The organism is Streptomyces violaceoruber (genome assembly GCF_033406955.1).
Classification (GTDB): Bacteria; Actinomycetota; Actinomycetes; order Streptomycetales; family Streptomycetaceae; genus Streptomyces; species Streptomyces violaceoruber.
Map to the genome: position 1 here is coordinate 6,162,700 of NZ_CP137734.1, position 22,827 is coordinate 6,185,526.

The window sequence follows — 22,827 nt, forward strand, 5'->3', positions numbered from 1 at the left end:
CCGGCTACCGTAAAAGACCGTGAGCACCCTCGCGAGAGCCCGCTGCGTCTTCGGCGCCCACCCCTCCGCCATGGACACCGTCCTCGCGGTGGTCGTCCTGGTCTGCATGGTCGCCGGCTCCTTCGTGGACCCGCACGGCCCGGAGAGCGTCAGCTGGGGGCTGCGCACCCCCGACGCGCTCAGCCTCGCCCTGATGACCGCCGGCGCCGCCGCGCTCGTCTTCCGGCGCCGCCAGCCGATGGCGGTCCTCGTCGTCACGGGCTGCGTCTCCGTCGTCGAGAGCATCACCGGCGACCCGCGCGCCCCGGTGGTCATGTCGGCCGTCATCGCCCTCTACACCGTCGCCGCCTCCACCGACCGGCCCACCACCTGGCGGGTCGGCCTGCTCACCATGACCGTGCTCACCGGCGCCGCCATGCTGGCCGGCCCGCTGCCCTGGTACGCGCAGGAGAACCTCGCCGTCTTCGCCTGGACCGGCATCGGTGCCACCGCCGGGGACGCCGTCCGCAGCCGCCGCGCCTTCGTGCAGGCCATCCGGGACCGGGCGGAGAAGGCCGAGCGCACCCGGGAGGAGGAGGCCCGCCGCCGCGTCGCCGAGGAACGGCTGCGCATCGCCCGCGACCTGCACGACGTGGTCGCCCACCACATCGCCCTGGTCAACGTGCAGGCCGGGGTCGCCTCGCACGTCATGGACAAGCGGCCCGACCAGGCCAAGGAGGCGCTCGCCCACGTACGGGAGGCCAGCCGCTCCGCGCTGGACGAGCTGCGGGCCACCGTCGGCCTGCTGCGCCAGTCGGGCGATCCGGAGGCACCGACCGAGCCCGCCCCGGGCCTCGCCCGCCTCGACGAACTCGTCGCCACCTTCCACCACGCCGGACTGCGGGTCGAGGTGGCCCGCACCGACCAGGGCACCGAGCTGCCGGCCGCCGTCGACCTGGCCGCCTACCGCATCATCCAGGAGGCGCTGACCAACGTGCAGAAGCACGCGGGACGGCAGGCGAAGGCCGAGGTCAGCGTCGTACGGGTCGGGCCGGACATCGAGGTGACCGTCCTCGACGACGGCACCGCCGACGGCGAGGTCCCCGACGGCACCACCGAGGGCGGGGGACACGGGCTGCTCGGCATGCGCGAGCGCGTCACCGCCGTGCGCGGCACCCTCACCACCGGTCCCCGCTACGGCGGCGGTTTCCGCGTGCATGCGATCCTTCCGGTCAAGAGCCGCGCCGACGCCGCCGCCCAAGCCACCGAAGCCACGGGGGACCCCGTATGACGATCCGTGTCCTGCTCGCCGACGACCAGGCGCTGCTGCGCAGCGCCTTCCGGGTGCTGGTCGACTCCGAGCCCGACATGGAGGTGGTGGGGGAGGCGTCCGACGGCGCGGAGGCGGCGCGGCTGGCCGCCGAGCAGCGGGCCGACGTGGTGCTGATGGACATCCGGATGCCCGGCACGGACGGTCTCGCCGCCACCCGCATGATCAGCGCCGACCCCTCCCTCGCCCACGTCCGCGTGGTCATACTGACCACCTTCGAGGTCGACGACTACGTGGTGCAGTCGCTGCGGGCCGGGGCCTCCGGCTTCCTCGGCAAGGGCTCGGAGCCCGAGGAACTGCTCAGCGCGATCCGGGTCGCGGCCGGGGGCGAGGCGCTGCTGTCGCCGACCGCCACCAAGGGGCTGATCGCCCGCTTCCTCGCCCAGCAGGACACCACCGACGAGGACCGCGACCCGGCCCGGGCGGAGCGCCTCGAGTCGCTGACCGTGCGCGAGCGCGAGGTCCTGGTCCAGGTGGCCGGCGGGCACTCCAACGACGAGATCGCCGAGCGCCTCGAGGTCAGCCCGCTCACCGTGAAGACCCACGTCAACCGGGCCATGGCCAAGCTGGGCGCCCGCGACCGGGCCCAGCTGGTCGTCATCGCCTACGAATCCGGGCTGGTCCGTCCAAGGGTGGAGTGACCTCCGCCCGCGTGTACTGCGGAGGGAGTAGGCGCGGGATAAGGAAATGGACCTGGGGCCTAGGGATACGGGGTCCCGCATGGCCCAGGGTGTTGGGGTGGGCGCTCAGCTGTGTGCCCGCGACCGGCGCTGCCATGTGCCCCGTCCCCCGCTCGGCCACAGAAGAGAGACCCTGACCCATGTCCTGGCTGTCGAGATTCAGCCTCGCGCAACGGGCCCTGATAGGCCTGGTGTCGATCGTCGCGCTCGTCTTCGGCGCGATCGCCATCCCCCAGCTCAAGCAGCAGTTGCTGCCCACCATCGAACTGCCCATGGTGTCCGTGCTGGCTCCGTACCAGGGCGCCTCGCCGGACGTGGTCGAGAAGCAGGTCGTCGAACCGATCGAGGACAGCCTCGAGGCCGTCGACGGGATCTCGGGCGTCACCGCCACGGCCAGCGAGGGCAACGCCGTCATCATGGCGTCCTTCGACTACGGCCCGGACAACCAGCAGCTCGTCGCCGACGTCCAGCAGGCCGTGAACCGGGCCCGCGCCCAGCTCCCGGACGACGTGGACCCGCAGGTCATCTCCGGCTCGACGGACGACATCCCGACCGTCGTCCTCGCCGTGACCTCGGACAAGGACCAGCAGGCGCTGGCCGACCAGCTCGACAAGACGGTCGTCTCCGAGCTGAAGGACATCGACGGCGTCGCCCAGGTCGTCGTCGACGGCGTCCGCGACGTCCAGGTCACCGTCACGCCGGACCCGGCGAAGCTGGCCGCGGCCAAGGTGAGCCCGCAGGCGCTCGCCCAGTCCCTCCAGGCGGGCGGCGCGACCGTCCCGGCCGGTTCCTTCGACGAGGCGGGCGCCAACCGCACCGTCCAGGTCGGCGGCGGCTTCACCTCGGTCAAGCAGATCCAGGACCTCATGGTCACCGGTGAGGGCGTCGACGAGCCGGTCCGCCTCGGCGACGTCGCCACCGTCAAGGAGGAGGAGGCCAAGGCCGACTCCCTCACCCGTACCAACGGCAAGCCGTCCCTCGCGGTCGCCGTGACGATGGACCACGACGGCAGCGCGGTCTCCATCTCGAACGCCGTCGAGGACAAGCTCCCCGACCTGCGCGAGCAGCTCGGTTCCGGCGCGACCCTCACCGTCGTCAGCGACCAGGGCCCGGCCGTCTCCAAGGCCATCTCCGGCCTGACCACGGAGGGCGGGCTCGGTCTGCTCTTCGCCGTCCTGGTCATCCTGGTCTTCCTGGCGTCGATCCGCTCCACCCTGGTCACCGCCGTCTCCATCCCGCTGTCGGTGGTGCTGGCGCTGATCGTGCTGTGGACGCGCGACCTGTCGCTCAACATGCTGACCCTGGGCGCGCTGACCATCGCCATCGGCCGCGTCGTGGACGACTCGATCGTGGTCCTGGAGAACATCAAGCGGCACCTCGGCTACGGCGAGGAGCGCAAGGACGCCATCCTGAACGCCGTCCGCGAGGTCGCCGGGGCGGTCACCTCGTCCACCCTCACCACGGTCGCCGTGTTCCTGCCGATCGGTCTGGTCGGCGGCATGGTCGGCGAGCTGTTCGGCTCCTTCAGCCTCACCGTCACCGCGGCGCTGCTGGCCTCCCTGCTGGTGTCGCTGACGGTCGTCCCGGTGCTGTCGTACTGGTTCCTGCGGCCCCCGAAGGGCACGCCTCAGGACGCGGCCGAGGCCCGCCGCCTCGCCGAGGAGAAGGAGGCCAGGAGCCGCCTCCAGCGCTTCTACGTCCCCGTCCTGCGCTTCGCCACCCGTCGTCGGCTGACCAGTGTGGCCATCGCGATCGTCGTGCTGGTCGGCACCTTCGGCATGGCGCCGCTGCTGAAGACCAACTTCTTCGACCAGGGCGAGCAGGAGGTCCTCAGCGTCAAGCAGGAGCTGAAGCCCGGCACCAGCCTCGGCGCGACCGACGAGCAGGTGAAGAAGGTCGAGAAGCTGCTCGGCGACACCGAGGGCGTCAAGGACTACCAGGTCACCATCGGTTCGTCCGGGTTCATGGCCGCCTTCGGCGGCGGCACGGACACCAACCAGGCCTCGTACCAGCTGATGCTGGAGGACTCGGCGAACGCCGACGACGTCCAGGACCACATCGAGGACGGGCTGGCCAAGCTCGGCGACGGCATCGGCACCACCACCCTCGCCGCCGGTGACGGCTTCGGCAGCCAGGACCTGAGCGTCGTCGTCAAGGCGGCCGACGCGCAGGTGCTCCGCGACGCCGCCGAGCAGGTCCGCAAGACCGTCGCCGGCCTCGACGACGTCACCGACGTCACCAGCGACCTGGCGCAGAGCGTCCCGCGCATCTCGGTCAAGGCCAACGCGAAGGCCGCCGACGCCGGGTTCACCGACCAGACGCTCGGCGCGGCCGTCGCCCAGGCGGTGCGCGGCACCCCGGCGGCCAAGGCGACCCTGAACGACACCGAGCGCGACGTCGTCATCAAGTCGGCGCAGCCCGCCCGGACGATGGCCGAGCTGAAGGCGCTGAACCTGGGCGCGGCCAAGCTCGGCGACATCGCCACCGTGCAGCTGGTGGACGGCCCGGTCTCGATGACCCGCATCGACGGCCAGCGCGCGGCGACCATCACCGCCAAGCCGACCGGCGACAACACCGGCGCGGTCGGTGCGGACCTCCAGTCGAAGATCAACGGCCTGGACCTGCCGGCCGGCGCCACCGCCGAGATCGGCGGCGTCACCGCGGACCAGGACGATGCCTTCGTCAACCTGGGCCTGGCCATGCTCGCGGCGATCGCGATCGTCTTCATGCTGCTGGTGGGCACCTTCCGGTCGCTGGCCCAGCCGCTGATCCTGCTGGTGTCCATCCCGTTCGCGGCGACCGGCGCGATCGGCCTGCTGATCGCCACGGGCACCCCGATGGGCGTCCCGGCGATGATCGGCATGCTGATGCTGATCGGCATCGTGGTCACCAACGCGATCGTGCTGATCGACCTGATCAACCAGTACCGCAAGCAGGGCTACGGCGTCGTCGAGGCCGTCGTCGAGGGCGGCCGCCACCGACTGCGCCCCATCCTCATGACGGCCCTGGCGACGATCTTCGCCCTGCTCCCGATGGCGCTGGGCGTCACCGGCGAGGGCGGCTTCATCGCCCAGCCGCTCGCGGTGGTGGTGATCGGCGGCCTGATCACGTCGACCCTGCTGACCCTCCTCCTGGTCCCGACCCTCTACGCCATGCTGGAGCTGCGCAAGGAGCGCCGGGCGAAGAAGCGGGCCGCGAAGAAGGGCGGCGGCGACGTGCCGCCGCAGCCGGCGGCGTCGGACGAGCCGGAGCCGGCGCAGGTCTGACGGCGGCGGCAGAACGCAGGAGGGTGTCCCCACCGCTCGGTGGGGACACCCTCAGTGCTCTCGCGCCGCGGGAACCGCCTACGGCAGCGCCAGCATCCGCTCCAGCGCCAGCTTGGCGAAGGCCTCCGTCTCCTGGTCCACCTCGATGCGGTTGACCAGGGTGCCCTCGGCGAGGGACTCCAGCGTCCAGACCAGGTGGGGGAGGTCGATGCGGTTCATGGTCGAGCAGAAGCAGACCGTCTTGTCGAGGAAGACGATCTCCTTGTCCTCGGCGGCGAAACGGTTCGCCAGGCGGCGGACCAGGTTCAGCTCGGTGCCGATGGCCCACTTGGAACCGGCCGGGGCCGCCTCCAGGGCCTTGATGATGTACTCGGTCGAGCCGACGTAGTCCGCGGCGGCGACGACCTCGTGCTTGCACTCCGGGTGCACCAGGACGTTCACGCCCGGTATGCGCTCGCGCACGTCGTTGACCGAGTCGAGGCTGAAGCGGCCGTGCACCGAGCAGTGACCCCGCCACAGGATCATCTTCGCGTCGCGCAGCTCCTTCGCCGTCAGCCCGCCGTTCGGCCGGTGCGGGTTGTAGACGACGCAGTCCTCCAGGGACATGCCCAGGTCCCGCACCGCCGTGTTGCGGCCCAGGTGCTGGTCGGGCAGGAAGAGGACCTTCTCGCCCTGCTCGAACGCCCAGTTCAGGGCGCGCTCGGCGTTGGAGGAGGTGCAGATGGTGCCGCCGTGCTTGCCGGTGAACGCCTTGATGTCCGCCGACGAGTTCATGTACGACACGGGCACGACCTGCTCGGCGATTCCGGCCTCGGTCAGCACGTCCCAGCATTCGGCGACCTGCTCGGCCGTGGCCATGTCGGCCATGGAGCACCCGGCCGCCAGGTCGGGCAGGACCACCTTCTGGTCGTTCGAGGTCAGGATGTCGGCCGACTCCGCCATGAAGTGCACACCGCAGAAGACGATGTACTCGGCCTCCGGGCGCGCCGCCGCGTCCCGGGCCAGCTTGAAGGAGTCGCCCGTGACATCGGCGAACTGGATGACCTCGTCGCGCTGGTAGTGGTGACCGAGCACGAAGACCTTGTCACCGAGCTTCTCCTTGGCCGCACGGGCGCGTGCGACCAGGTCCGGGTCGGAGGGCGAGGGCAGGTCACCGGGACACTCCACACCGCGCTCGCTCCTCGGGTCGGCCTCGCGGCCGAGCAGCAGCAGGGCGAGGGGCGTCGGCTGTACGTCGAGCTCCTGGGTTTGGGCGGTGGTCACGACACGCACCCTTTCTACTCTCGTCGACCCTTTTCGTCGAACTGACGCTATATATCATAACCGGTTCACGTCACTTTGACGATGTTCATAGTGTCGGTGTGACATGAATCCCGGTGCCCGAGCGGCCCCGCAGGGCGCTCCGCCCGGCGCCCATGCACAGCCCCTTGCGCAAGCCCCGTGCACGGCCTCCGTCCACAGGCGCTGTCCGCTCCCCGCGGCGTGTGCGAGCATGAAGGGAAGGCCGAGGGGCAAGACACGGGCCCGTCCCGGAATGAATCCGCGGTCCCGCCGGTTGGAACCGTCGGCAAGCAGTCTCCGTACAACCCGGGAGAGATGTAGATGTCCGTATCGGACGAGACCACCACCGTCACCGACGGCATCATCCTGACCGACGCCGCCGCGGCCAAGGTCAAGGCCCTGCTCGACCAGGAAGGCCGTGACGACCTGGCGCTGCGCGTCGCCGTCCAGCCCGGCGGCTGCTCCGGCCTGCGGTACCAGCTCTTCTTCGACGAGCGTTCCCTCGACGGTGACGTGGTCAAGGACTTCGGTGGCGTGAAGGTCACCACCGACCGCATGAGCGCCCCGTACCTGGGCGGCGCCACCGTCGACTTCGTGGACACCATCGAGAAGCAGGGCTTCACGATCGACAACCCGAACGCGACCGGCTCCTGCGCCTGCGGCGACTCCTTCAGCTGACAGCCGGCAGGCGGAGTCGCGCCGCGTCCGAGTGCGCGTGAAGGGCGGTGGCCCGGGGTTCGTCCCCGGGCCACCGCCCTTCTGCCATGCCTCGGTGCGGTGTCACCCGGCCCCGGAGGGGGCCGGCAGCCGCGCGCCCGGCTTGTGCACCGGGACGTCCTTGCCGTCCGAGCCCACGACCGTCCGGTCGCCGAGCGGCTCGTCGAGCGGCACCGTCCGCTCGTACTCCTTGGCGATCAGGATGCACACCTGGTCCGGATGCGGGGTCTCGGTCACCGTGACGGTCACCTTCCCGCCTCTCTCCTTCGCCTTCGCGTCGTAGTCGGAGCACACCCCGCCCGTGAAGTGCACGGTCAGCTCGCCGTCGGCGGCCGTGTAGCCGCTCACGCGGACGTCCCGCGGCTCCCCGGGCCCGGCGGTCGGCTCGTCCGGGGCCGACGGGGAGGTGGGCGGCGTGGCGGGGGCCGCCGTGGTCAGGAACCTCGGCTCGACCGCGGGGTACGTGACCGTCACCGCGTCCCGCGCCCCCGGCGCCCGCACCTGGAAGAGCCAGGACGGCACCAGCGTCTGCTGCCCCCGCACCGGATGCGCGACCAGGCCGAACACCGCGTCCTCGACCGTGGCGGTCTGCCTCTTCCCCGCCCCGGGCCGCTCCGGAGCACCGGTCGGCGGCCCGCAGGGCGTGTCCGCCCCGTCCTGATGCGGTACGGGACTCGCGCAGCCGCCGATGCCCCCGACACCACCGACGCCCCCGGCGTCCGCGCCGGAACCGGCACCCGGCGCGTTCAGCAGCGCCAGCGTCTCCTCCGCGTTCAGGACGGGGTACGCGTCCCCCTTGACCGGCGCCTTCATCCGGCCGCTGCCGCCGATCACCTCGCCCTGCGCCCCGACGACGATCCCCGTCGTCCAGCCGTACGTGGGCAGCCCGCCCACCTCGGGTTCCGCGTTCACGGCGCGTCCGGCGCCCATCACCTGGCTCGCGTCGAGCTTGGCGTCGTCCTGCCCCAGCGCCTTCAGCACCGGTGCCGCCGCCTTCTTCGCGGCCGCCTCGCCCACCGGGGTCCCGTCGGCGGAGGGAGCCTTGCAGACCGGCCCCTTCTTGCAGTTGTCGGTGCCGGGTGCGTAGCGGTGGAAGGTCCAGGTGCCCGGCGCCCGACGGCTCACCGTGAGCAGCGGCCCGGAACCGTCCTTCGCGTTGCCGGCCTTCCACGCCTCGCCCTGCGTACGGGGCGCGCCCTCGACGCCCAGCGCCTCGGCCAGCCGGGCCACCTCGGCCTCCGTGACGTCGCCCTTCGCCCGGTACACGGGCGCCGAGCCGGGGCCCTCGGGGAGCGGCCCGTCGGCGCGGTAGGTGACGCCGTGCGGGTCCGGCTCGCCCGGCGCGATGCCGTTCGGGCCGCCCTCCGGGGACGACGCCCCGTGGTCGTCGAGCGGGAGCGGCGGGGGAGTGTCGTCGCCCGGGGCCCCGGACGCCGTACCGCCGTCCGCGTCGTCGCCGGTGGCGGACGTGGCCAGGTAGGCGCCGCCGCCACCCATCAGCAGCACGGCGGCGGCGACCGACGCGACCGCGACCGCCCGGGGGCGCCGCCGCGCGGGACGCCCGCCGCCGGCCTCGTCGGCGGCGTCGTCGTTGTCGGGTCGCTCGGTGTTCACCGCATCGCTCCTTCGGCTGCTCCTGGGGACAGCGATGAGACGCGGCGGGCCGGGATCCGGTTCCCGGTGACGGCGCGCGTCGCCCGAACGGCCGTGCGGCCGCCCGGCGGCGGCGCTCAGTCGCCGTAGTCGGACATCGCGTCCAGCAACCGGGCCGAGGCCGGCGGCACCCGGACGCCGTGGATGAGCGCGAGCGGCACCGGCCGGGCGGAGGCGTCGGCCGGAGCCGACCAGCGCGGAGTCATCCGGGCGCAGTCACCGCGCAGCGACGCCAGGTCGCCGTCCAGGTCGGCCGGAGCGGGGTCGACGGTCCTCGGGTTCGTCATAACAGAACCGTAGGCACGTCCCGCGCCGCGAAGAAAGTTGTACTACCGGGTAGTTTCGCCTGCTTCAGCCTGGCGGCACCGCCGGGTAGCGTGAACCGTCAACCCGCCTCCCCTCAGGAGAGAGTCCACGCCGTGCGCATCGCAGTCACCGGCTCCATCGCCACCGACCACCTCATGACCTTCCCCGGCCGCTTCTCGGACCAGCTCGTCGCGGACCAGCTGCACACGGTCTCGCTCTCCTTCCTGGTCGACCAGCTGGACGTACGCCGGGGCGGCGTAGCCGCGAACATCGCCTTCGGCATGGGTCAGCTCGGCACCCGTCCGGTCCTGGTCGGCGCGGCCGGCTCGGACTTCGACGAGTACCGGGCCTGGCTCGACCGGCACGGCGTCGACACCGACTCGGTCCGTATCTCCGAGACCCTGCACACCGCCCGCTTCGTCTGCACCACCGACGCCGACCACAACCAGATCGGCTCCTTCTACACGGGCGCGATGAGCGAGGCCCGCCTCATCGAGCTGAAGACCGTCGCCGACCGGGTGGGCGGCCTGGACCTGGTCTCCATCGGCGCGGACGACCCGGAGGCGATGCTCCGGCACACCGAGGAGTGCCGCGCGCGGTCCATCCCCTTCGCCGCCGACTTCTCCCAGCAGATCGCCCGGATGAACGGCGACGAGATCCGGATACTGCTGGACGGGGCGACCTACCTCTTCTCCAACGAGTACGAGAAGGGGCTCATCGAGACCAAGACCGGCTGGAGCGACGCCGAGATCCTCGACCGGGTCGGCCACCGCGTCACCACCCTCGGCGCGCGGGGCGTGCGCATCGAGCGGGCCGGCGGGGAGACCATCGAGGTCGGCGTCCCCGACGAGGAGCGCAAGGCCGACCCCACGGGCGTCGGCGACGCCTTCCGCGCGGGGTTCCTGTCGGGACTGGCGTGGGGCGTGTCGCTGGAGCGGGCCGCGCAGGTCGGGTGCATGCTGGCGACCCTCGTCATCGAGACGGTCGGTACACAGGAGTACCAGCTGCGGCGCGGGCACTTCATGGAGCGGTTCACGAAGGCGTACGGGGACGAGGCCGCGGGGGAGGTCCAGGCGCACCTGGGCTGAAGCGGAGGGGGCGACCACCGAGGCGCCCCTTGACGAGCGGAGTCGTGTGCGGGTGCGTCGGGGCTTGTCGCGCCCGCGCGGCGGAGCCGCGAATCGACACAGCCCCGCGGCCCCTTATCGGCATTACCTCGTCCGGCGGACCAGGTAAGCCGTTCCTCCTTCCACCGGTTCCTCTCCCACGTACTCCTGGCCCCGCATCTCGCACCACGCCGGGATGTCCAGGCGGGCCGCCTCGTCGTCGGAGAGGACGCGGACGGTGGCGCCGACGGGGACGTCGCCGATGACCTTGGCCAGTTCGATCACCGGAATGGGGCAGCGCCGGCCCAGCGCGTCCACCACGAGGCCGGGGCCGGCCGCGCGGACGTTCTCCGTCGCGGCCGGCGCCCCCAGCTTCTCGCGCACCGCGGCCACCGTGCCCGGAAGCACCTCCAGGAACCGCTCGACGTCCTCGGCCGCCGTCCCCGGCGGCAGCGACACCCGGACGTTGCCCTCGCTGAGCACCCCCATCGCCCGCAGGACGTGGCTCGGCGTCAGCGTGCTGCTGGTGCAGGACGAACCGGACGACACGGAGAAACCGGCGCGGTCCAGCTCGTGCAGCAAGGTCTCCCCGTCGACATAGAGACACGAGAAGGTGACGATCCCGGGCAGCCGCCGAGAGGGATCGCCGACCACCTCCACGTCCGGCACCAGCTCCGGCACCCGGGACCGGATCCGCTCCGTCAGCTCCCGCAGCCGGGCCGCCTCCGCCGTCGCCTCCGCCCGCACCGCCCGCAGCGACGCCGCCGCGGCCACGATCGCCGGCAGGTTCTCGAAACCGGGCGCCCGCCCCGACTCCCGCTCGTCCTCCGGCCCTTGGGGCGCGAACCGGACACCCTTGCGCACGGCGAGCAGCCCCACCCCCGAGGGCCCGCCCCACTTGTGGGCGCTGCCCGTCAGCAACGACCAGTCGCCCTCGACCCGGCCCCAGCCCAGCGACTGGGCCGCGTCCACCAGCAGCGGCACACCGGCGGCCCGGCAGGCCTCCGCCACCCGGGCCACCGGCTGTTCGGTGCCCACCTCGTGGTTGGCCGACTGGAGACAGGCCAGCGCCGTGTCCTCGCCCAGGGCCGCCGCGTACGCCGCGGGATCCACCGCGCCCGCGCGGTCCACGCCCACCTGCGTGAGACTCCCGCCGCCGGCCTCGTGCGCCTCGGCCGCATGCAGGACGGAGGAATGTTCGACGGCTGACACGATCAGGTGGCGTCCGACGCGCCGCCGCCCGGCCAGTGCTCCCGCCACCCCTGAATGCACCGCCCGCGTCCCCGAAGGAGTGAACACCAACTCGTCCGGCCGACACCCCACACACTCGGCCGTCGCCTCCCGGGCGGCATCGAGCAGCAACCGCGCCCGCCGCCCTTCGCGGTACAGCCGAGCGGGATCGGCCCACCCCTCGTCCAGAGACGCCAACAGCGCCTGCCGGGCAACGGGATGAAGGGGAGCAGCGGAAGCAGCGTCGAAGTAGGCCACAGCCCAACGCTATGACGCAGGGCAGGAAAGCGCCGCCAAGGGGCGCGGGGCTGTGACATGTGCGGCTCCGCCGCGTGGGCGCGAGTCACCACAACGAACCGTCAGCCGCCGAACAACCCCTGGCATCCACCCCCGTAGGCGCCCGACCGCACCCTTGGGAGTGACCCCCGGCGCGTATGCCACCCTCCCCGCGACCCCCCGGAGGGCGTCGGCTAGGGTTTGGTCCGCATAAACATCAAACCCCTGCCCGACGCAGGGCGGCGACCGACCAGCGAGAAGGCAGGCCGCAGCCAACCGCGCGGGCGAGACTCTCGGGAAGGCGCTACGTGAGTCCCAACGGCTCCGACCGCTCGCCGCGGCGCCCGATGCGGCGGAAGCTGCTGCAGGCACTGACCGCGGGCCTGGTCCTGGCGACCGCCACCGGTTGCACATACGAGGACTTCCCCCGCCTCGGCATGCCCACCCCCACCACGGAAGAGGCTCCGCGGATCCTCTCCCTGTGGCAGGGCTCATGGGCAGCCGCGCTGGCCACCGGCGTGCTGGTGTGGGGCCTGATCCTGTGGAGTGTCTTCTTCCACCGGCGCAGCCGCACCAAGGTCGAGGTCCCTCCACAGACCAGGTACAACCTGCCCATCGAGGCGCTGTACACCATGGTTCCGCTCGTCATCGTCTCGGTGCTGTTCTACTTCACCGCGCGTGACGAGTCCGATCTCATGAGCCTCAACAAGAAGCCCGACCTCACGGTCAACGTGGTCGGCTTCCAGTGGAGCTGGTGCTTCAACCACATCGAGGACGTCCCGGGCTCCACCGGCGACGCCAAGACCTCCAAGGAACTGGCCGGCATCCCGGACCGGTTCATCGAGGACTTCCCGGCCAACGCCGGCGGTGTCTACGACTGCGGTACCCCCGGTACGGAGAACCCGCAGACCGGCAACCCCGGCCCGACCCTCTGGCTCCCCAAGGGCAAGACGGTCCGCTTCGTCCTGACCTCGCGTGACGTCATCCACTCCTTCTGGGTGGTGCCGTTCCTCATGAAGCAGGACGTGATTCCGGGCCACACCAACGCCTTCGAGGTGACCCCCAACAAGGAGGGGACCTTCCTGGGCAAGTGCGCCGAGCTGTGCGGCGTGGACCACTCCCGGATGCTGTTCAACGTCAAGGTCGTCTCCCCGGAGCGCTACGAGCAGCACCTCCAGGACCTCGCGAAGAAGGGGCAGACCGGTTACGTTCCCGCGGGCATCGCTCAGACGAGCCACGAGAAGAACCGGGAGACGAACAACCTGTGAGCATCCTCAACGAACCCCAGGGTGCCTCGGCAGCGGAGGACTCGTACGAGAACGAGCTGCCGGTACGGCGCAAGCAGCCCGGCAACGTCGTGATCAAGTGGCTCACGACCACTGACCACAAGACGATCGGCACGATGTACCTGGTGACGTCGTTCGCGTTCTTCGTGATCGGCGGCGTGATGGCGCTCTTCATGCGCGCCGAGCTGGCTCGACCTGGTCTGCAGATCATGTCGAACGAGCAGTTCAACCAGGCGTTCACGATGCACGGCACGATCATGCTGCTGATGTTCGCGACGCCGCTGTTCGCGGGCTTCGCGAACTGGATCATGCCGCTGCAGATCGGCGCGCCGGACGTGGCGTTCCCCCGGCTGAACATGTTCGCCTACTGGCTGTACCTGTTCGGCTCGACCATCGCGGTGGGCGGGTTCCTGACCCCCCAGGGCGCGGCCGACTTCGGCTGGTTCGCCTACTCGCCGCTGTCCGACGCGGTGCACTCGCCCGGCATCGGCGGAGACCTGTGGATCATGGGTCTGGCCTTCTCCGGCTTCGGCACCATCCTCGGCTCGGTCAACTTCATCACCACGATCATCTGCATGCGCGCGCCCGGCATGACCATGTTCCGCATGCCGATCTTCACCTGGAACGTGCTGCTGACCGGTGTGCTGGTCCTGCTGGCCTTCCCGGTGCTGGCCGCGGCCCTGTTCGCGCTGGAGGCCGACCGCAAGTTCGGTGCCCACATCTTCGACTCGTCCAACGGCGGGGCCTTGCTGTGGCAACACCTGTTCTGGTTCTTCGGGCATCCAGAGGTGTACATCATCGCGCTGCCGTTCTTCGGCATCGTCAGTGAGATCATCCCGGTCTTCTCCCGCAAGCCGATCTTCGGCTACATGGGTCTGATCGGCGCGACGATCGCGATCGCGGGTCTGTCGGTGACGGTGTGGGCCCACCACATGTACGTCACGGGCGGCGTGCTGTTGCCGTTCTTCTCCTTCATGACCTTCCTGATCGCGGTCCCGACCGGTGTGAAGTTCTTCAACTGGATCGGCACCATGTGGAAGGGCTCGCTGTCCTTCGAGACACCGATGCTGTGGTCCACCGGCTTCCTGATCACCTTCCTCTTCGGTGGTCTGACCGGTGTCATCCTCGCCTCGCCGCCGCTGGACTTCCACGTCTCCGACTCGTACTTCGTGGTGGCGCACTTCCACTACGTGGTCTTCGGCACCGTGGTGTTCGCGATGTTCGCCGGCTTCCACTTCTGGTGGCCGAAGTTCACCGGCAAGATGCTGGACGAGCGCCTGGGCAAGATCACCTTCTGGACGCTGTTCGTCGGCTTCCACGGCACGTTCCTGGTCCAGCACTGGCTGGGCGCCGAGGGCATGCCGCGGCGTTACGCCGACTACCTGGCAGCCGACGGCTTCACCGCCCTGAACACGATCTCGACGATCAGCTCGTTCCTGCTCGGCATGTCGATACTGCCGTTCTTCTACAACATCTGGAAGACCGCCAAGTACGGCAAGAAGATCGAGGTGGACGACCCGTGGGGCTACGGCCGTTCGCTGGAGTGGGCGACCTCCTGCCCGCCGCCGCGGCACAACTTCCTCACGCTGCCGCGCATCCGCAGTGAATCCCCCGCCTTCGACCTGCACCACCCCGAGATCTCCGCGATCGACCAGCTGGAGAACGTCGGCCACGGTGAGAAGGCCCTCGCCGGCGGCAAGGAGGCCGGGAAGTGAAGATCCAGGGCAAGATGTTCATCTGGTTGAGCGTCTTCATCCTCGCCGTGGCGGTTGTCTACGGCTACTGGTCCAAGGAGCCGGCCGGTACCACGGCGCTCTTCCTGGCCTTCGGCCTGGCCATCATGATCGGCTTCTACCTCGCCTTCACGGCGCGGCGGGTCGACGCGGGTGCGCAGGACGACATGGAGGCGGACGTCGCGGACGAGGCCGGCGAGGTCGGGTTCTTCAGCCCGCACAGCTGGCAGCCGCTGTCCCTCGCCGTCGGCGGCGCCCTCGCCTTCCTGGGCATCGCCGTCGGCTGGTGGGTCATGTACTTCTCGGCACCGATCCTCATGGTGGGCCTGTTCGGCTGGGTCTTCGAGTACTACCGCGGTGAGAACCGCACCCAGTAGCGCGCGGACCCAGTAGCACGCGTCGAGCACGAAGGGGCCCGGACACTCCGCCAGGAGCGTCCGGGCCCCTTCGTCTGCCGTACGGCCGCTCACCCTTCCGGCTTACCCACCGCGCCGCCGCTGACGTCTCTCCCTAGCGTGAGGCCATGAGCAACACGGTTCACTTCCAGGCGCGGGGGCGTACGGTCGTCGGCTGCACCCTGCTGGTGATCGCCCTCGGCGCGAGCGTCACCGCCTGCCTCGGCGACGACGACAACCCGCTGTCGGCCACGCCCTACGACGCGGCCGGCCAGATCTCCTTCAACGGCCCCACGGAGGCCGGGAAGAAGGCCGACCCGGACAAACCCCTGGAGGTGGTCGCCGAGGGCGCCGACGGGCGCATCACGGACGTCACGGCCATGGACGCGGCCGGACGCCACGTCGCGGGCGAGCTGTCCGCCGACGGCGCCCGCTGGCACAGCACCTCGCCGCTGGCGGCCAACGCCAGCTACACGGTGCGGGTCAGCACCGAGGACGGCGACGGCGCGCCCGGCCGCAAGGTGCTCACCTTCGAGACCGGCAAGCCCGGCGCGAAGAAGACCCTGGACGTCGCCTTCGGGCCCAAGGCGGGCGCGTACGGCGTCGGGCAGCCCATCACGGCGGAGCTGAGCCAGCCGGTCCGGGACCCGGCGCAGCGGGCCATAGTGGAGCGCGCCCTGAAGGTCGACTCCACGCCCGCCGTGCGGGGCGCCTGGTACTGGGTGGACGACAAGAAGCTCCACTACCGGCCCGAGGAGTACTGGCCCGCCCACGCCACCGTCAAGGTCCACAGCACCCTGGACGGCATCAAGATCGGCGACCGGATGTGGGGCGGCAAGGCCAAGCCCCTGAAGATCACCACGGACGACCGGGTGGTGGCCGTCACCGACGCCGCCGCGCACACCCTGACGGTCTACCAGGACGGCGAGGCGATCCGGGAGATCCCGGTCACCACCGGCAAGCCCGGCTTCGAGACCCGCAACGGCGTCAAGGTCGTCCTCGGCAAGGAATCCTTCGTACGCATGCGCAGCAGCACCGTCGGCATCGCCGAGGGCTCCTCGGAGGCGTACGACCTGCCGGTCTACTGGGCCACCCGGGTGACCTGGAGCGGCGAGTACGTGCACGCCGCCCCCTGGTCCGTCGGCTCCCAGGGCATCGCCAACGTCAGCCACGGCTGCGTCGGCATGAGCACCGACAGCGCGGAGTGGTTCTTCAACACGGTCCAGGAGGGCGACCTCGTCGAGGTCGTCAACTCCGGCGGCGAAACGATGGAACCCTTCGGCAACGGCTTCGGCGACTGGAACATGGACTGGACCAAATGGCGCACGGGCAGCGCCCTGACGGGCACCGCGGGCGCGTCGGACAATCAGGAGACGGCAAGGCTGCGACCGACGGCGGTGTAGCGCCCCGAAAGGGGCGCGGGGCCGCACCGATGTGCGGCTCCGCCGCGTGAGCGCGAGCAACCCCCACCGGCCGGCAGCCGCCGAACGACGTCGAGAGCCGAGCTCTCAGGCGCTCTGCAGCCGCTTCTCCCGCAGCAGCGCGGCCAGCGCGGACGCGAACTCCACCGGCTCCACCGGCAGCGTCACAGCCGCCTCCGCGCGGCTCCACGTGGCCAGCCACGCGTCCTGCGGCCGGGCGATGAGCAGCAGCACCGGCGGGCACTGGAAGACCTCGTCCTTGATCTGGCGGCACATGCCCATGCCGCCCATGGGCACGGCCTCGCCGTCCAGGACGCAGACGTCGATCCCGCCCCGGTCCAGCTCCTTGAGCACGGCGGCCGGGGTGGCGCACTCCACGAACTCGACCACGGGCACGTCCGGAGCCGGCCGGCGGCCGGTCGCGAGCCGCACCTGTTCGCGGGTGTTGGAGTCGTCGCTGTAGACCAGCACCGTGGCGGTCGCCTGCATGCTTCCTCCGATACGCGGTGAGACCGGTGAAGGCTGTCGTAGCCCGTTGGGGCGGATGCTACTCCCTCGAACGTCCCGTCAGCACTGGTTCGGACAGGCCTTCGACAGGCCTCCGACGGGCCGTTCGATGGGCCATCCGGGCCGTACAAGCAGGGGGAACACACCGAACGGCACCCCCCGGGGTGAGGGCGGGATAAGCGACCGACATAATGTCGGTCGTGGCGACAGCAACGACAGTAGAAACCGGGCACGCGCACCCGTCGGTCAACCGGCCGAACCTCACCAGCGTCGGAACCATCATCTGGTTGAGTTCCGAGCTGATGTTCTTCGCGGCCCTCTTCGCGATGTACTTCACCCTGCGATCGGTGACCGGCCCGGACTTCTGGTCCGAGAAGGCCGACGCGCTGAACATCCCGTTCTCCGCGACGAACACCACGATCCTGGTGCTCTCCTCCCTCACCTGTCAGCTCGGCGTGTTCGCGGCCGAGCGCGGTGACGTGAAGAAGCTCCGGATGTGGTTCATCGTCACCTTCGTGATGGGTGCGATCTTCATCGGCGGTCAGGTGTTCGAGTACACCGAGCTGGTCAAGCACGAGGGCATCTCGCTCTCGTCCGACCCGTACGGCTCGGCGTTCTACCTGACCACCGGCTTCCACGGACTGCACGTGACGGGCGGACTGATCGCCTTCCTGCTGGTCCTCGGCCGCACCTACGCGGCCCGGAGGTTCACCCACGAGCAGGCGACCGCCGCCATCGTCGTGTCCTACTACTGGCACTTCGTCGATGTCGTCTGGATCGGCCTGTTCGCCACGATCTACCTGATCAAGTAGTCGCGGCGCGCACCCGCGCAACACCAGAAGCATCGACAGCATCGACGCAGAAGATCCTGACACCGGGGTAATCCGTGAAAAAGCTCTCCGCACGACGACGCCATCCGCTGGCGGCCCTCGTCGTCCTACTCCTCGCGCTGGCATGCACAGGGGGGCTGTACGCCGCGTTCGCACCCGCGAGCAAGGCGCAGGCCGATGAATCCGCCCAGTCCCTCGCCATCGACGAGGGCAAGAAGCTCTACGCCGTCGGCTGTGCCAGTTGCCACGGCACCGGAGGGCAGGGCACCAGTGACGGTCCGAGCCTGGTCGGCGTAGGCGCCGCGGCCGTCGACTTCCAGGTGGGCACCGGCCGCATGCCGGCCCAGCAGCCCGGCGCGCAGGTCCCGAAGAAGAAGGTCATCTACTCCCAGGCGGAGATCGACCAGCTCGCGGCGTACATCGCGTCGCTGGGCGCCGGTCCGGCGATCCCCTCGGAGGAGAAGTACGGCCCCGAGGGCGCGGACATCGCCAAGGGTGGTGAGCTGTTCCGCACCAACTGCGCGCAGTGCCACAACTTCACCGGCAAGGGCGGCGCCCTGACGCACGGCAAGTACGCGCCGAGCCTCGAGGGTGTCGACCCGAAGCACATCTACGAGGCCATGCAGACCGGCCCGCAGAACATGCCCTCCTTCCCCGACACCACGCTGTCGGAGCAGAACAAGAAGGACATCATCGCCTACCTGGACGCGGTCAACGGTGACGACACCGAGAGCCCCGGTGGTCTCAGCCTCGGCGGACTCGGCCCGGTCAGTGAGGGTCTGTTCGCCTGGGTGTTCGGACTGGGCGCGCTGATCGCCGTCGCCGTCTGGGTCGCCGCTCGGACCGCAAAGGCCAAGAAGTCATGAGTAGCCAAGACATTCCAGAAGAGAACCTGCCGGCAGAGCAGGACCGCCCGCACGGCGCGGCCGCCCGGCCCGCGGACGAGACCAACCCGTTCGCCGACCCGGGTCTGCCGCCCCACGAGCCGCGGGTCCAGGACGTCGACGAGCGGGCCGCCAAGCGGTCCGAGCGCACGGTCGCCCTGCTGTTCACGCTGTCGATGCTGGCCACCATCGCCTTCATCGCCGCCTTCGTGGCGATCGACGTCGATAAGTCGGTCTACATCTTCCCGCTCGGTCACATCAGTGCGCTGAACTTCGCGCTCGGCATGACGCTCGGCGTCGCGCTGTTCGCCATCGGCGCGGGCGCGGTCCACTGGGCCCGCACCCTGATGTCCGACGAGGAGGTCGCCGACGAGCGTCACCCGATCGAGGCGTCCCCCGAGGTCCGTGCCAAGGTCCACGCGGACTTCAAGCAGGGTGCCAAGGAGTCCGTGATCGGGCGCCGCAAGCTGATCCGCAACACGATGCTGGGCGCGCTCACCCTGGTGCCGCTCTCCGGCGTCGTCCTGCTGCGCGACCTCGGTCCGCTGCCCGGGACCAAGCTCCGCCACACCCTGTGGTCCAAGGGCAAGCTCCTCGTCAACATGAACACCAACGAGCCGCTGCGTCCCTCCGACGTCGCGGTGGGCTCGCTCACCTTCGCCATGCCCGAGGGCCTGGAGGAGCACGACGAGGACTTCCAGAACGAGATCGCCAAGGCCGCCCTGATGATCATCCGGCTGGAGCCGGACTCCATCAAGGACAAGCGCGAGCTCGAGTGGTCGCACGAGGGCATCGTGGCGTACTCGAAGATCTGCACCCACGTCGGTTGCCCGATCTCCCTGTACGAGCAGCAGACGCACCACGCGCTCTGCCCCTGCCACCAGTCCACCTTCGACCTTGCCGACGGTGCCCGGGTCATCTTCGGTCCCGCCGGTCACGCCCTGCCGCAGCTGCGCATCGGCGTGAACGACGAGGGTTACCTCGAAGCGCTCGGCGACTTCGAGGAGCCCGTCGGTCCTGCTTACTGGGAGCGCGGATGAGTACTGCAGCAAACGAACCGTCCCGCTCGCGCGGGAAGGCACCGGCCGGCGAGCGCGTCGCCGACTGGGCCGACGGCCGGCTGGGGATCTACTCCCTGGCCAAGGCCAACATGCGCAAGATCTTCCCCGACCACTGGTCGTTCATGCTGGGTGAGGTCTGCCTCTACAGCTTCATCATCATCATCCTCACGGGTGTGTACCTGACGCTGTTCTTCCACCCGTCGATGGCCGAGGTCGAGTACCACGGCTCGTACGTGCCGCTGCAGGGCCAGATGATGAGTGAGGCCTACGCCTCCACTCTGGACATCAGCTTCGACGTCCGCGGCGGTCTGCTGATCCGGCAGATCCACCACTGGGCCGCGCTGATCTTCCTGGCCGGCATGTTCGTGCACATGATGCGCGTCTTCTTCACCGGCGCGTTCCGCAAGCCGCGCGAGGTCAACTGGCTGTTCGGCTTCCTGCTGCTCGTCCTCGGCATGTTCACCGGCTTCACCGGTTACTCGCTCCCGGACGACCTGCTCTCGGGCACCGGTATCCGCTTCATGGAGGGCGCGATCCTGTCCGTGCCGATCGTCGGCACGTACATCTCGTTCTTCCTGTTCGGCGGCGAGTTCCCCGGCCACGACTTCGTGTCCCGGTTCTACTCGATCCACATCCTGCTGCTGCCGGGCATCATGCTCGGGCTGCTGGTGGGCCACCTGATCCTGGTCTTCTACCACAAGCACACGCAGTTCGCGGGTCCCGGCAAGACCAACAAGAACGTCGTCGGCATGCCGCTGCTGCCGGTGTACACGGCGAAGGCCGGAGGCTTCTTCTTCCTGGTCTTCGGTGTGATCTCCGTCGTGTCGGCCATCGCCACGATCAACCCGATCTGGGCCATCGGGCCCTACCGGCCCGACCAGGTCTCCACCGGCGCCCAGCCGGACTGGTACATGGGCTTCTCCGAGGGCCTGATCCGGGTGATGCCCGGCTGGGAGATCAACGCCTGGGGTCACACACTCGTCCTGGGCGTGTTCGTCCCGCTGCTGATCTTCCCGCTGGTCCTGGCGGCGATCGCGGTCTACCCGTTCATCGAGTCCTGGGTCACCGGCGACAAGCGCGAGCACCACATCCTGGACCGCCCGCGCAACGCCCCGACCCGTACGGCCTTCGGTGTCGCCTGGCTGACCGTCTACTTCGTGCTGCTGATCGGTGGCGGCAACGACCTGTGGGCCACCCACTTCCACCTGTCGATCAACGCGATCACCTGGTTCGTCCGCATCGCGTTCTTCGTCGGACCGGTCGTCGCCTTCATCGCCACCAAGCGGATCTGCCTCGGCCTCCAGCGCCGGGACAAGGACAAGGTGCTGCACGGACGCGAGTCCGGCATCATCAAGCGCCTGCCGCACGGTGAGTTCATCGAGGTGCACGAGCCGCTCAGCCAGGAGCAGCTGCACACGCTCACGGCGCACGAGCAGTACCAGCCGGCGGAGATCGGCCCGACGGTCGACGAGAACGGCGTCGAGCGCAAGGTGAGCGGCACGCAGAAGCTCCGTGCCAAGCTCAGCGAGTCGTACTACGGCGAGGAGTCGCAGATTCCGAAGCCGACCGTCGAGGAGTACAAGGAGATCACGAGCGGCCACGGCCACCACTGACCCTCCAGCGTCGCCACACCACGGTCGAAGGGCCCCGTTCCGTTCTGCGGACGGGGCCCTTCGCCGTGTCCGGGGCTGGATAGGGTGGGAGCACGATCCCCGTCGACGACCCACACGATTCAGGAGCGGCTATGAGCGCTGTGACCCCCGCTGGAGGCGACACCACGGCGGACCGCTCCTGGCCCGCCCTGCTGAACGGACTGCTGGACGGCCGCGACCTGAGCGCGGACGACACCGCCTGGGCGCTGGACGTGATCATGCGCGGCGAGGCGACCGACGTGCAGATCGCCGGGTTCGCGGTGGGCCTGCGGTTCAAGGGGGAGACGGTCGAGGAGATCTCCGGACTGGTCCGCACCATGTACGAACACGCCAACGTGATCGAGGTGCCGGGGAAGACCGTCGACATCGTCGGCACCGGCGGCGACGGCGCCAAGACGGTCAACATCTCCACCATGTCGGCGATCGTCCTGGCCGGCACGGGGGCGAAGGTCGTCAAGCACGGCAACCGGGCCGCCTCCTCGGCGTCCGGGGCCTCCGACGTCCTGGAGAAGCTCGGGGTCAACCTGGAGCTGACGCCGCAGCGGGTGGCGGAGGTCGCCGAGGAAGCCGGCATCACCTTCTGCTTCGCCGTGAAGTTCCACCCGGCGCTGCGCCACGTGGCGACGGCCCGCGGTCAGCTCGGCATCCGTACGGTGTTCAACTTCCTGGGTCCGCTGACCAACCCCGCCCGGGTGAAGGCCCAGGCGGTCGGGGTCGCCCACGCCCGGATGGCGCCGATCGTCGCCGGTGTCTTCGCCGAGCGCGGCCACTCGTCCCTGGTCTTCCGCGGCGACGACGGACTCGACGAGCTGACCACGACCTCCACCTCCCGGGTCTGGGTCGTGCGCGACGGCCGGGTGACCGAGGAGACCTTCGACCCGCGCGACGTCGGCATCGAGCTGGTGCCGGTCGAGGCGCTGCGCGGGGCCGACGCCTCCTACAACGCCGACGTCGCCCGCCGCCTGCTGGCCGGCGAGAAGGGTCCGGTGCGGGACGCGGTCCTGCTGAACTCGGCGGCGGCCCTGGAGGCCCTGGAGCCCGGCGAGGGGGCGCTGGCCGAGCGGCTGCGGGCCGGGATGGACCGGGCGGCCGAGGCGATCGACTCCGGGGCGGCCCGGCGGGTGCTGGAGCGCTGGGTGGCCGTCAGCAACGCCTGAGCGGCAGTACGGCAGGCAGTACATGTGACGTGCGTCCCGCGATCCGGACCCGGGTTGCGGGACGCCGATCATTTCCC

The 22,827-nt window shown here is 70.2% G+C and carries 19 protein-coding genes; 14 read left to right on the forward strand and 5 right to left on the reverse strand.

What is annotated here, in order from left to right; translation table 11 throughout:
- The first annotated feature begins 19 nt into the window (after nucleotides 1–19).
- From R2E43_RS27535 to R2E43_RS27545, 3 genes are all read left to right on the forward strand, one after another.
- Nucleotides 20–1,270: a sensor histidine kinase gene (locus R2E43_RS27535; RefSeq protein WP_319120555.1), complete on the forward strand. Its 1,251-nt coding sequence runs from the start codon at nucleotides 20–22 to the stop codon at nucleotides 1,268–1,270.
- On the forward strand, nucleotides 1,267–1,950 hold the full coding sequence (locus R2E43_RS27540) for a response regulator (RefSeq protein ID WP_003976651.1): 684 nt from the start codon (nucleotides 1,267–1,269) through the stop codon (nucleotides 1,948–1,950). Before R2E43_RS27535 ends, R2E43_RS27540 begins: the two co-directional genes overlap by 4 nt.
- Before the next feature lie 179 nt (nucleotides 1,951–2,129).
- Nucleotides 2,130–5,255 carry an efflux RND transporter permease subunit gene (locus tag R2E43_RS27545; protein ID WP_003976652.1) on the forward strand — a complete coding sequence of 1,042 codons (3,126 nt, stop codon included), beginning with the start codon at nucleotides 2,130–2,132 and terminating at the stop codon, nucleotides 5,253–5,255.
- 78 nt (nucleotides 5,256–5,333) lie between these two features.
- On the opposite strand, the gene nadA is transcribed toward R2E43_RS27545, so the two are convergent.
- Nucleotides 5,334–6,518, reverse strand: a complete 1,185-nt coding sequence (gene nadA, locus R2E43_RS27550; protein WP_030869444.1) for a quinolinate synthase NadA — start codon at nucleotides 6,516–6,518, stop codon at nucleotides 5,334–5,336.
- Nucleotides 6,519–6,857: 339 nt separating this feature from the next.
- On the opposite strand from nadA, the gene R2E43_RS27555 reads away from it, so the two are divergent.
- A complete protein-coding gene (locus tag R2E43_RS27555; RefSeq protein ID WP_003976654.1) occupies nucleotides 6,858–7,214 on the forward strand; it encodes an iron-sulfur cluster assembly accessory protein in 357 nt (118 codons plus the stop codon).
- Between the two features lie 102 nt (nucleotides 7,215–7,316).
- Here the strand turns inward: R2E43_RS27555 and R2E43_RS27560 are convergent, their stop codons facing one another.
- Together R2E43_RS27560 and R2E43_RS27565 are read right to left on the reverse strand one after the other, a co-directional pair.
- Nucleotides 7,317–8,867 carry a hypothetical protein gene (locus R2E43_RS27560; RefSeq protein ID WP_332056677.1) on the reverse strand — a complete coding sequence of 517 codons (1,551 nt, stop codon included), beginning with the start codon at nucleotides 8,865–8,867 and terminating at the stop codon, nucleotides 7,317–7,319.
- A 116-nt stretch (nucleotides 8,868–8,983) separates the two neighbouring features.
- The gene (locus tag R2E43_RS27565) at nucleotides 8,984–9,193 is read right to left on the reverse strand and encodes a hypothetical protein (RefSeq protein ID WP_003976656.1); all 210 of its coding nucleotides are present in this window, start codon (nucleotides 9,191–9,193) and stop codon (nucleotides 8,984–8,986) included.
- A 132-nt stretch (nucleotides 9,194–9,325) separates the two neighbouring features.
- Between R2E43_RS27565 and R2E43_RS27570 the strand changes: the two genes are divergently transcribed.
- On the forward strand, nucleotides 9,326–10,300 hold the full coding sequence (locus R2E43_RS27570; protein WP_016326033.1) for a carbohydrate kinase family protein: 975 nt from the start codon (nucleotides 9,326–9,328) through the stop codon (nucleotides 10,298–10,300).
- Nucleotides 10,301–10,423: 123 nt separating this feature from the next.
- Here the strand turns inward: R2E43_RS27570 and R2E43_RS27575 are convergent, their stop codons facing one another.
- Nucleotides 10,424–11,806: a cysteine desulfurase/sulfurtransferase TusA family protein gene (locus R2E43_RS27575; RefSeq protein WP_210984807.1), complete on the reverse strand. Its 1,383-nt coding sequence runs from the start codon at nucleotides 11,804–11,806 to the stop codon at nucleotides 10,424–10,426.
- Between the two features lie 326 nt (nucleotides 11,807–12,132).
- Here R2E43_RS27575 and ctaC point away from each other — a divergent pair, with 326 nt between their 5' ends.
- From ctaC to R2E43_RS27595, 4 genes are all read left to right on the forward strand, one after another.
- Nucleotides 12,133–13,092 (forward strand): aa3-type cytochrome oxidase subunit II, encoded by a 960-nt coding sequence (gene ctaC / locus R2E43_RS27580; RefSeq protein ID WP_011028168.1) that lies wholly within the window; start codon nucleotides 12,133–12,135, stop codon nucleotides 13,090–13,092.
- Entirely contained in the window at nucleotides 13,089–14,825 is a 1,737-nt protein-coding gene (gene ctaD / locus R2E43_RS27585; protein ID WP_003976660.1) for an aa3-type cytochrome oxidase subunit I, read from the forward strand. The genes ctaC and ctaD overlap by 4 nt, the downstream gene beginning before the upstream one ends.
- Nucleotides 14,822–15,220, forward strand: coding sequence for a cytochrome c oxidase subunit 4 (locus R2E43_RS27590; protein WP_003976661.1), 399 nt, complete (start codon nucleotides 14,822–14,824; stop codon nucleotides 15,218–15,220). Before ctaD ends, R2E43_RS27590 begins: the two co-directional genes overlap by 4 nt.
- Nucleotides 15,221–15,366: 146 nt before the next feature.
- A complete protein-coding gene (locus tag R2E43_RS27595) occupies nucleotides 15,367–16,641 on the forward strand; it encodes a L,D-transpeptidase (protein ID WP_332056678.1) in 1,275 nt (424 codons plus the stop codon).
- A gap of 105 nt (nucleotides 16,642–16,746) precedes the next feature.
- On the opposite strand, the gene R2E43_RS27600 is transcribed toward R2E43_RS27595, so the two are convergent.
- On the reverse strand, nucleotides 16,747–17,148 hold the full coding sequence (locus R2E43_RS27600) for a response regulator (RefSeq protein WP_121712748.1): 402 nt from the start codon (nucleotides 17,146–17,148) through the stop codon (nucleotides 16,747–16,749).
- A gap of 209 nt (nucleotides 17,149–17,357) precedes the next feature.
- Here R2E43_RS27600 and ctaE point away from each other — a divergent pair, with 209 nt between their 5' ends.
- From ctaE to trpD, 5 genes are all read left to right on the forward strand, one after another.
- Nucleotides 17,358–17,978 (forward strand): aa3-type cytochrome oxidase subunit III, encoded by a 621-nt coding sequence (gene ctaE, locus R2E43_RS27605; RefSeq protein WP_003976664.1) that lies wholly within the window; start codon nucleotides 17,358–17,360, stop codon nucleotides 17,976–17,978.
- Between the two features lie 74 nt (nucleotides 17,979–18,052).
- Nucleotides 18,053–18,862 (forward strand): cytochrome bc1 complex diheme cytochrome c subunit, encoded by an 810-nt coding sequence (gene qcrC / locus R2E43_RS27610; RefSeq protein WP_003976665.1) that lies wholly within the window; start codon nucleotides 18,053–18,055, stop codon nucleotides 18,860–18,862.
- On the forward strand, nucleotides 18,859–19,920 hold the full coding sequence (gene qcrA / locus R2E43_RS27615) for a cytochrome bc1 complex Rieske iron-sulfur subunit (RefSeq protein ID WP_003976666.1): 1,062 nt from the start codon (nucleotides 18,859–18,861) through the stop codon (nucleotides 19,918–19,920). Before qcrC ends, qcrA begins: the two co-directional genes overlap by 4 nt.
- Nucleotides 19,917–21,554: a cytochrome bc1 complex cytochrome b subunit gene (gene qcrB, locus R2E43_RS27620; protein ID WP_011028167.1), complete on the forward strand. Its 1,638-nt coding sequence runs from the start codon at nucleotides 19,917–19,919 to the stop codon at nucleotides 21,552–21,554. The genes qcrA and qcrB overlap by 4 nt, the downstream gene beginning before the upstream one ends.
- A 131-nt stretch (nucleotides 21,555–21,685) precedes the next feature.
- Nucleotides 21,686–22,750, forward strand: a complete 1,065-nt coding sequence (trpD, locus tag R2E43_RS27625) for an anthranilate phosphoribosyltransferase (protein WP_003976668.1) — start codon at nucleotides 21,686–21,688, stop codon at nucleotides 22,748–22,750.
- Nucleotides 22,751–22,827: the final 77 nt, after the last annotated feature.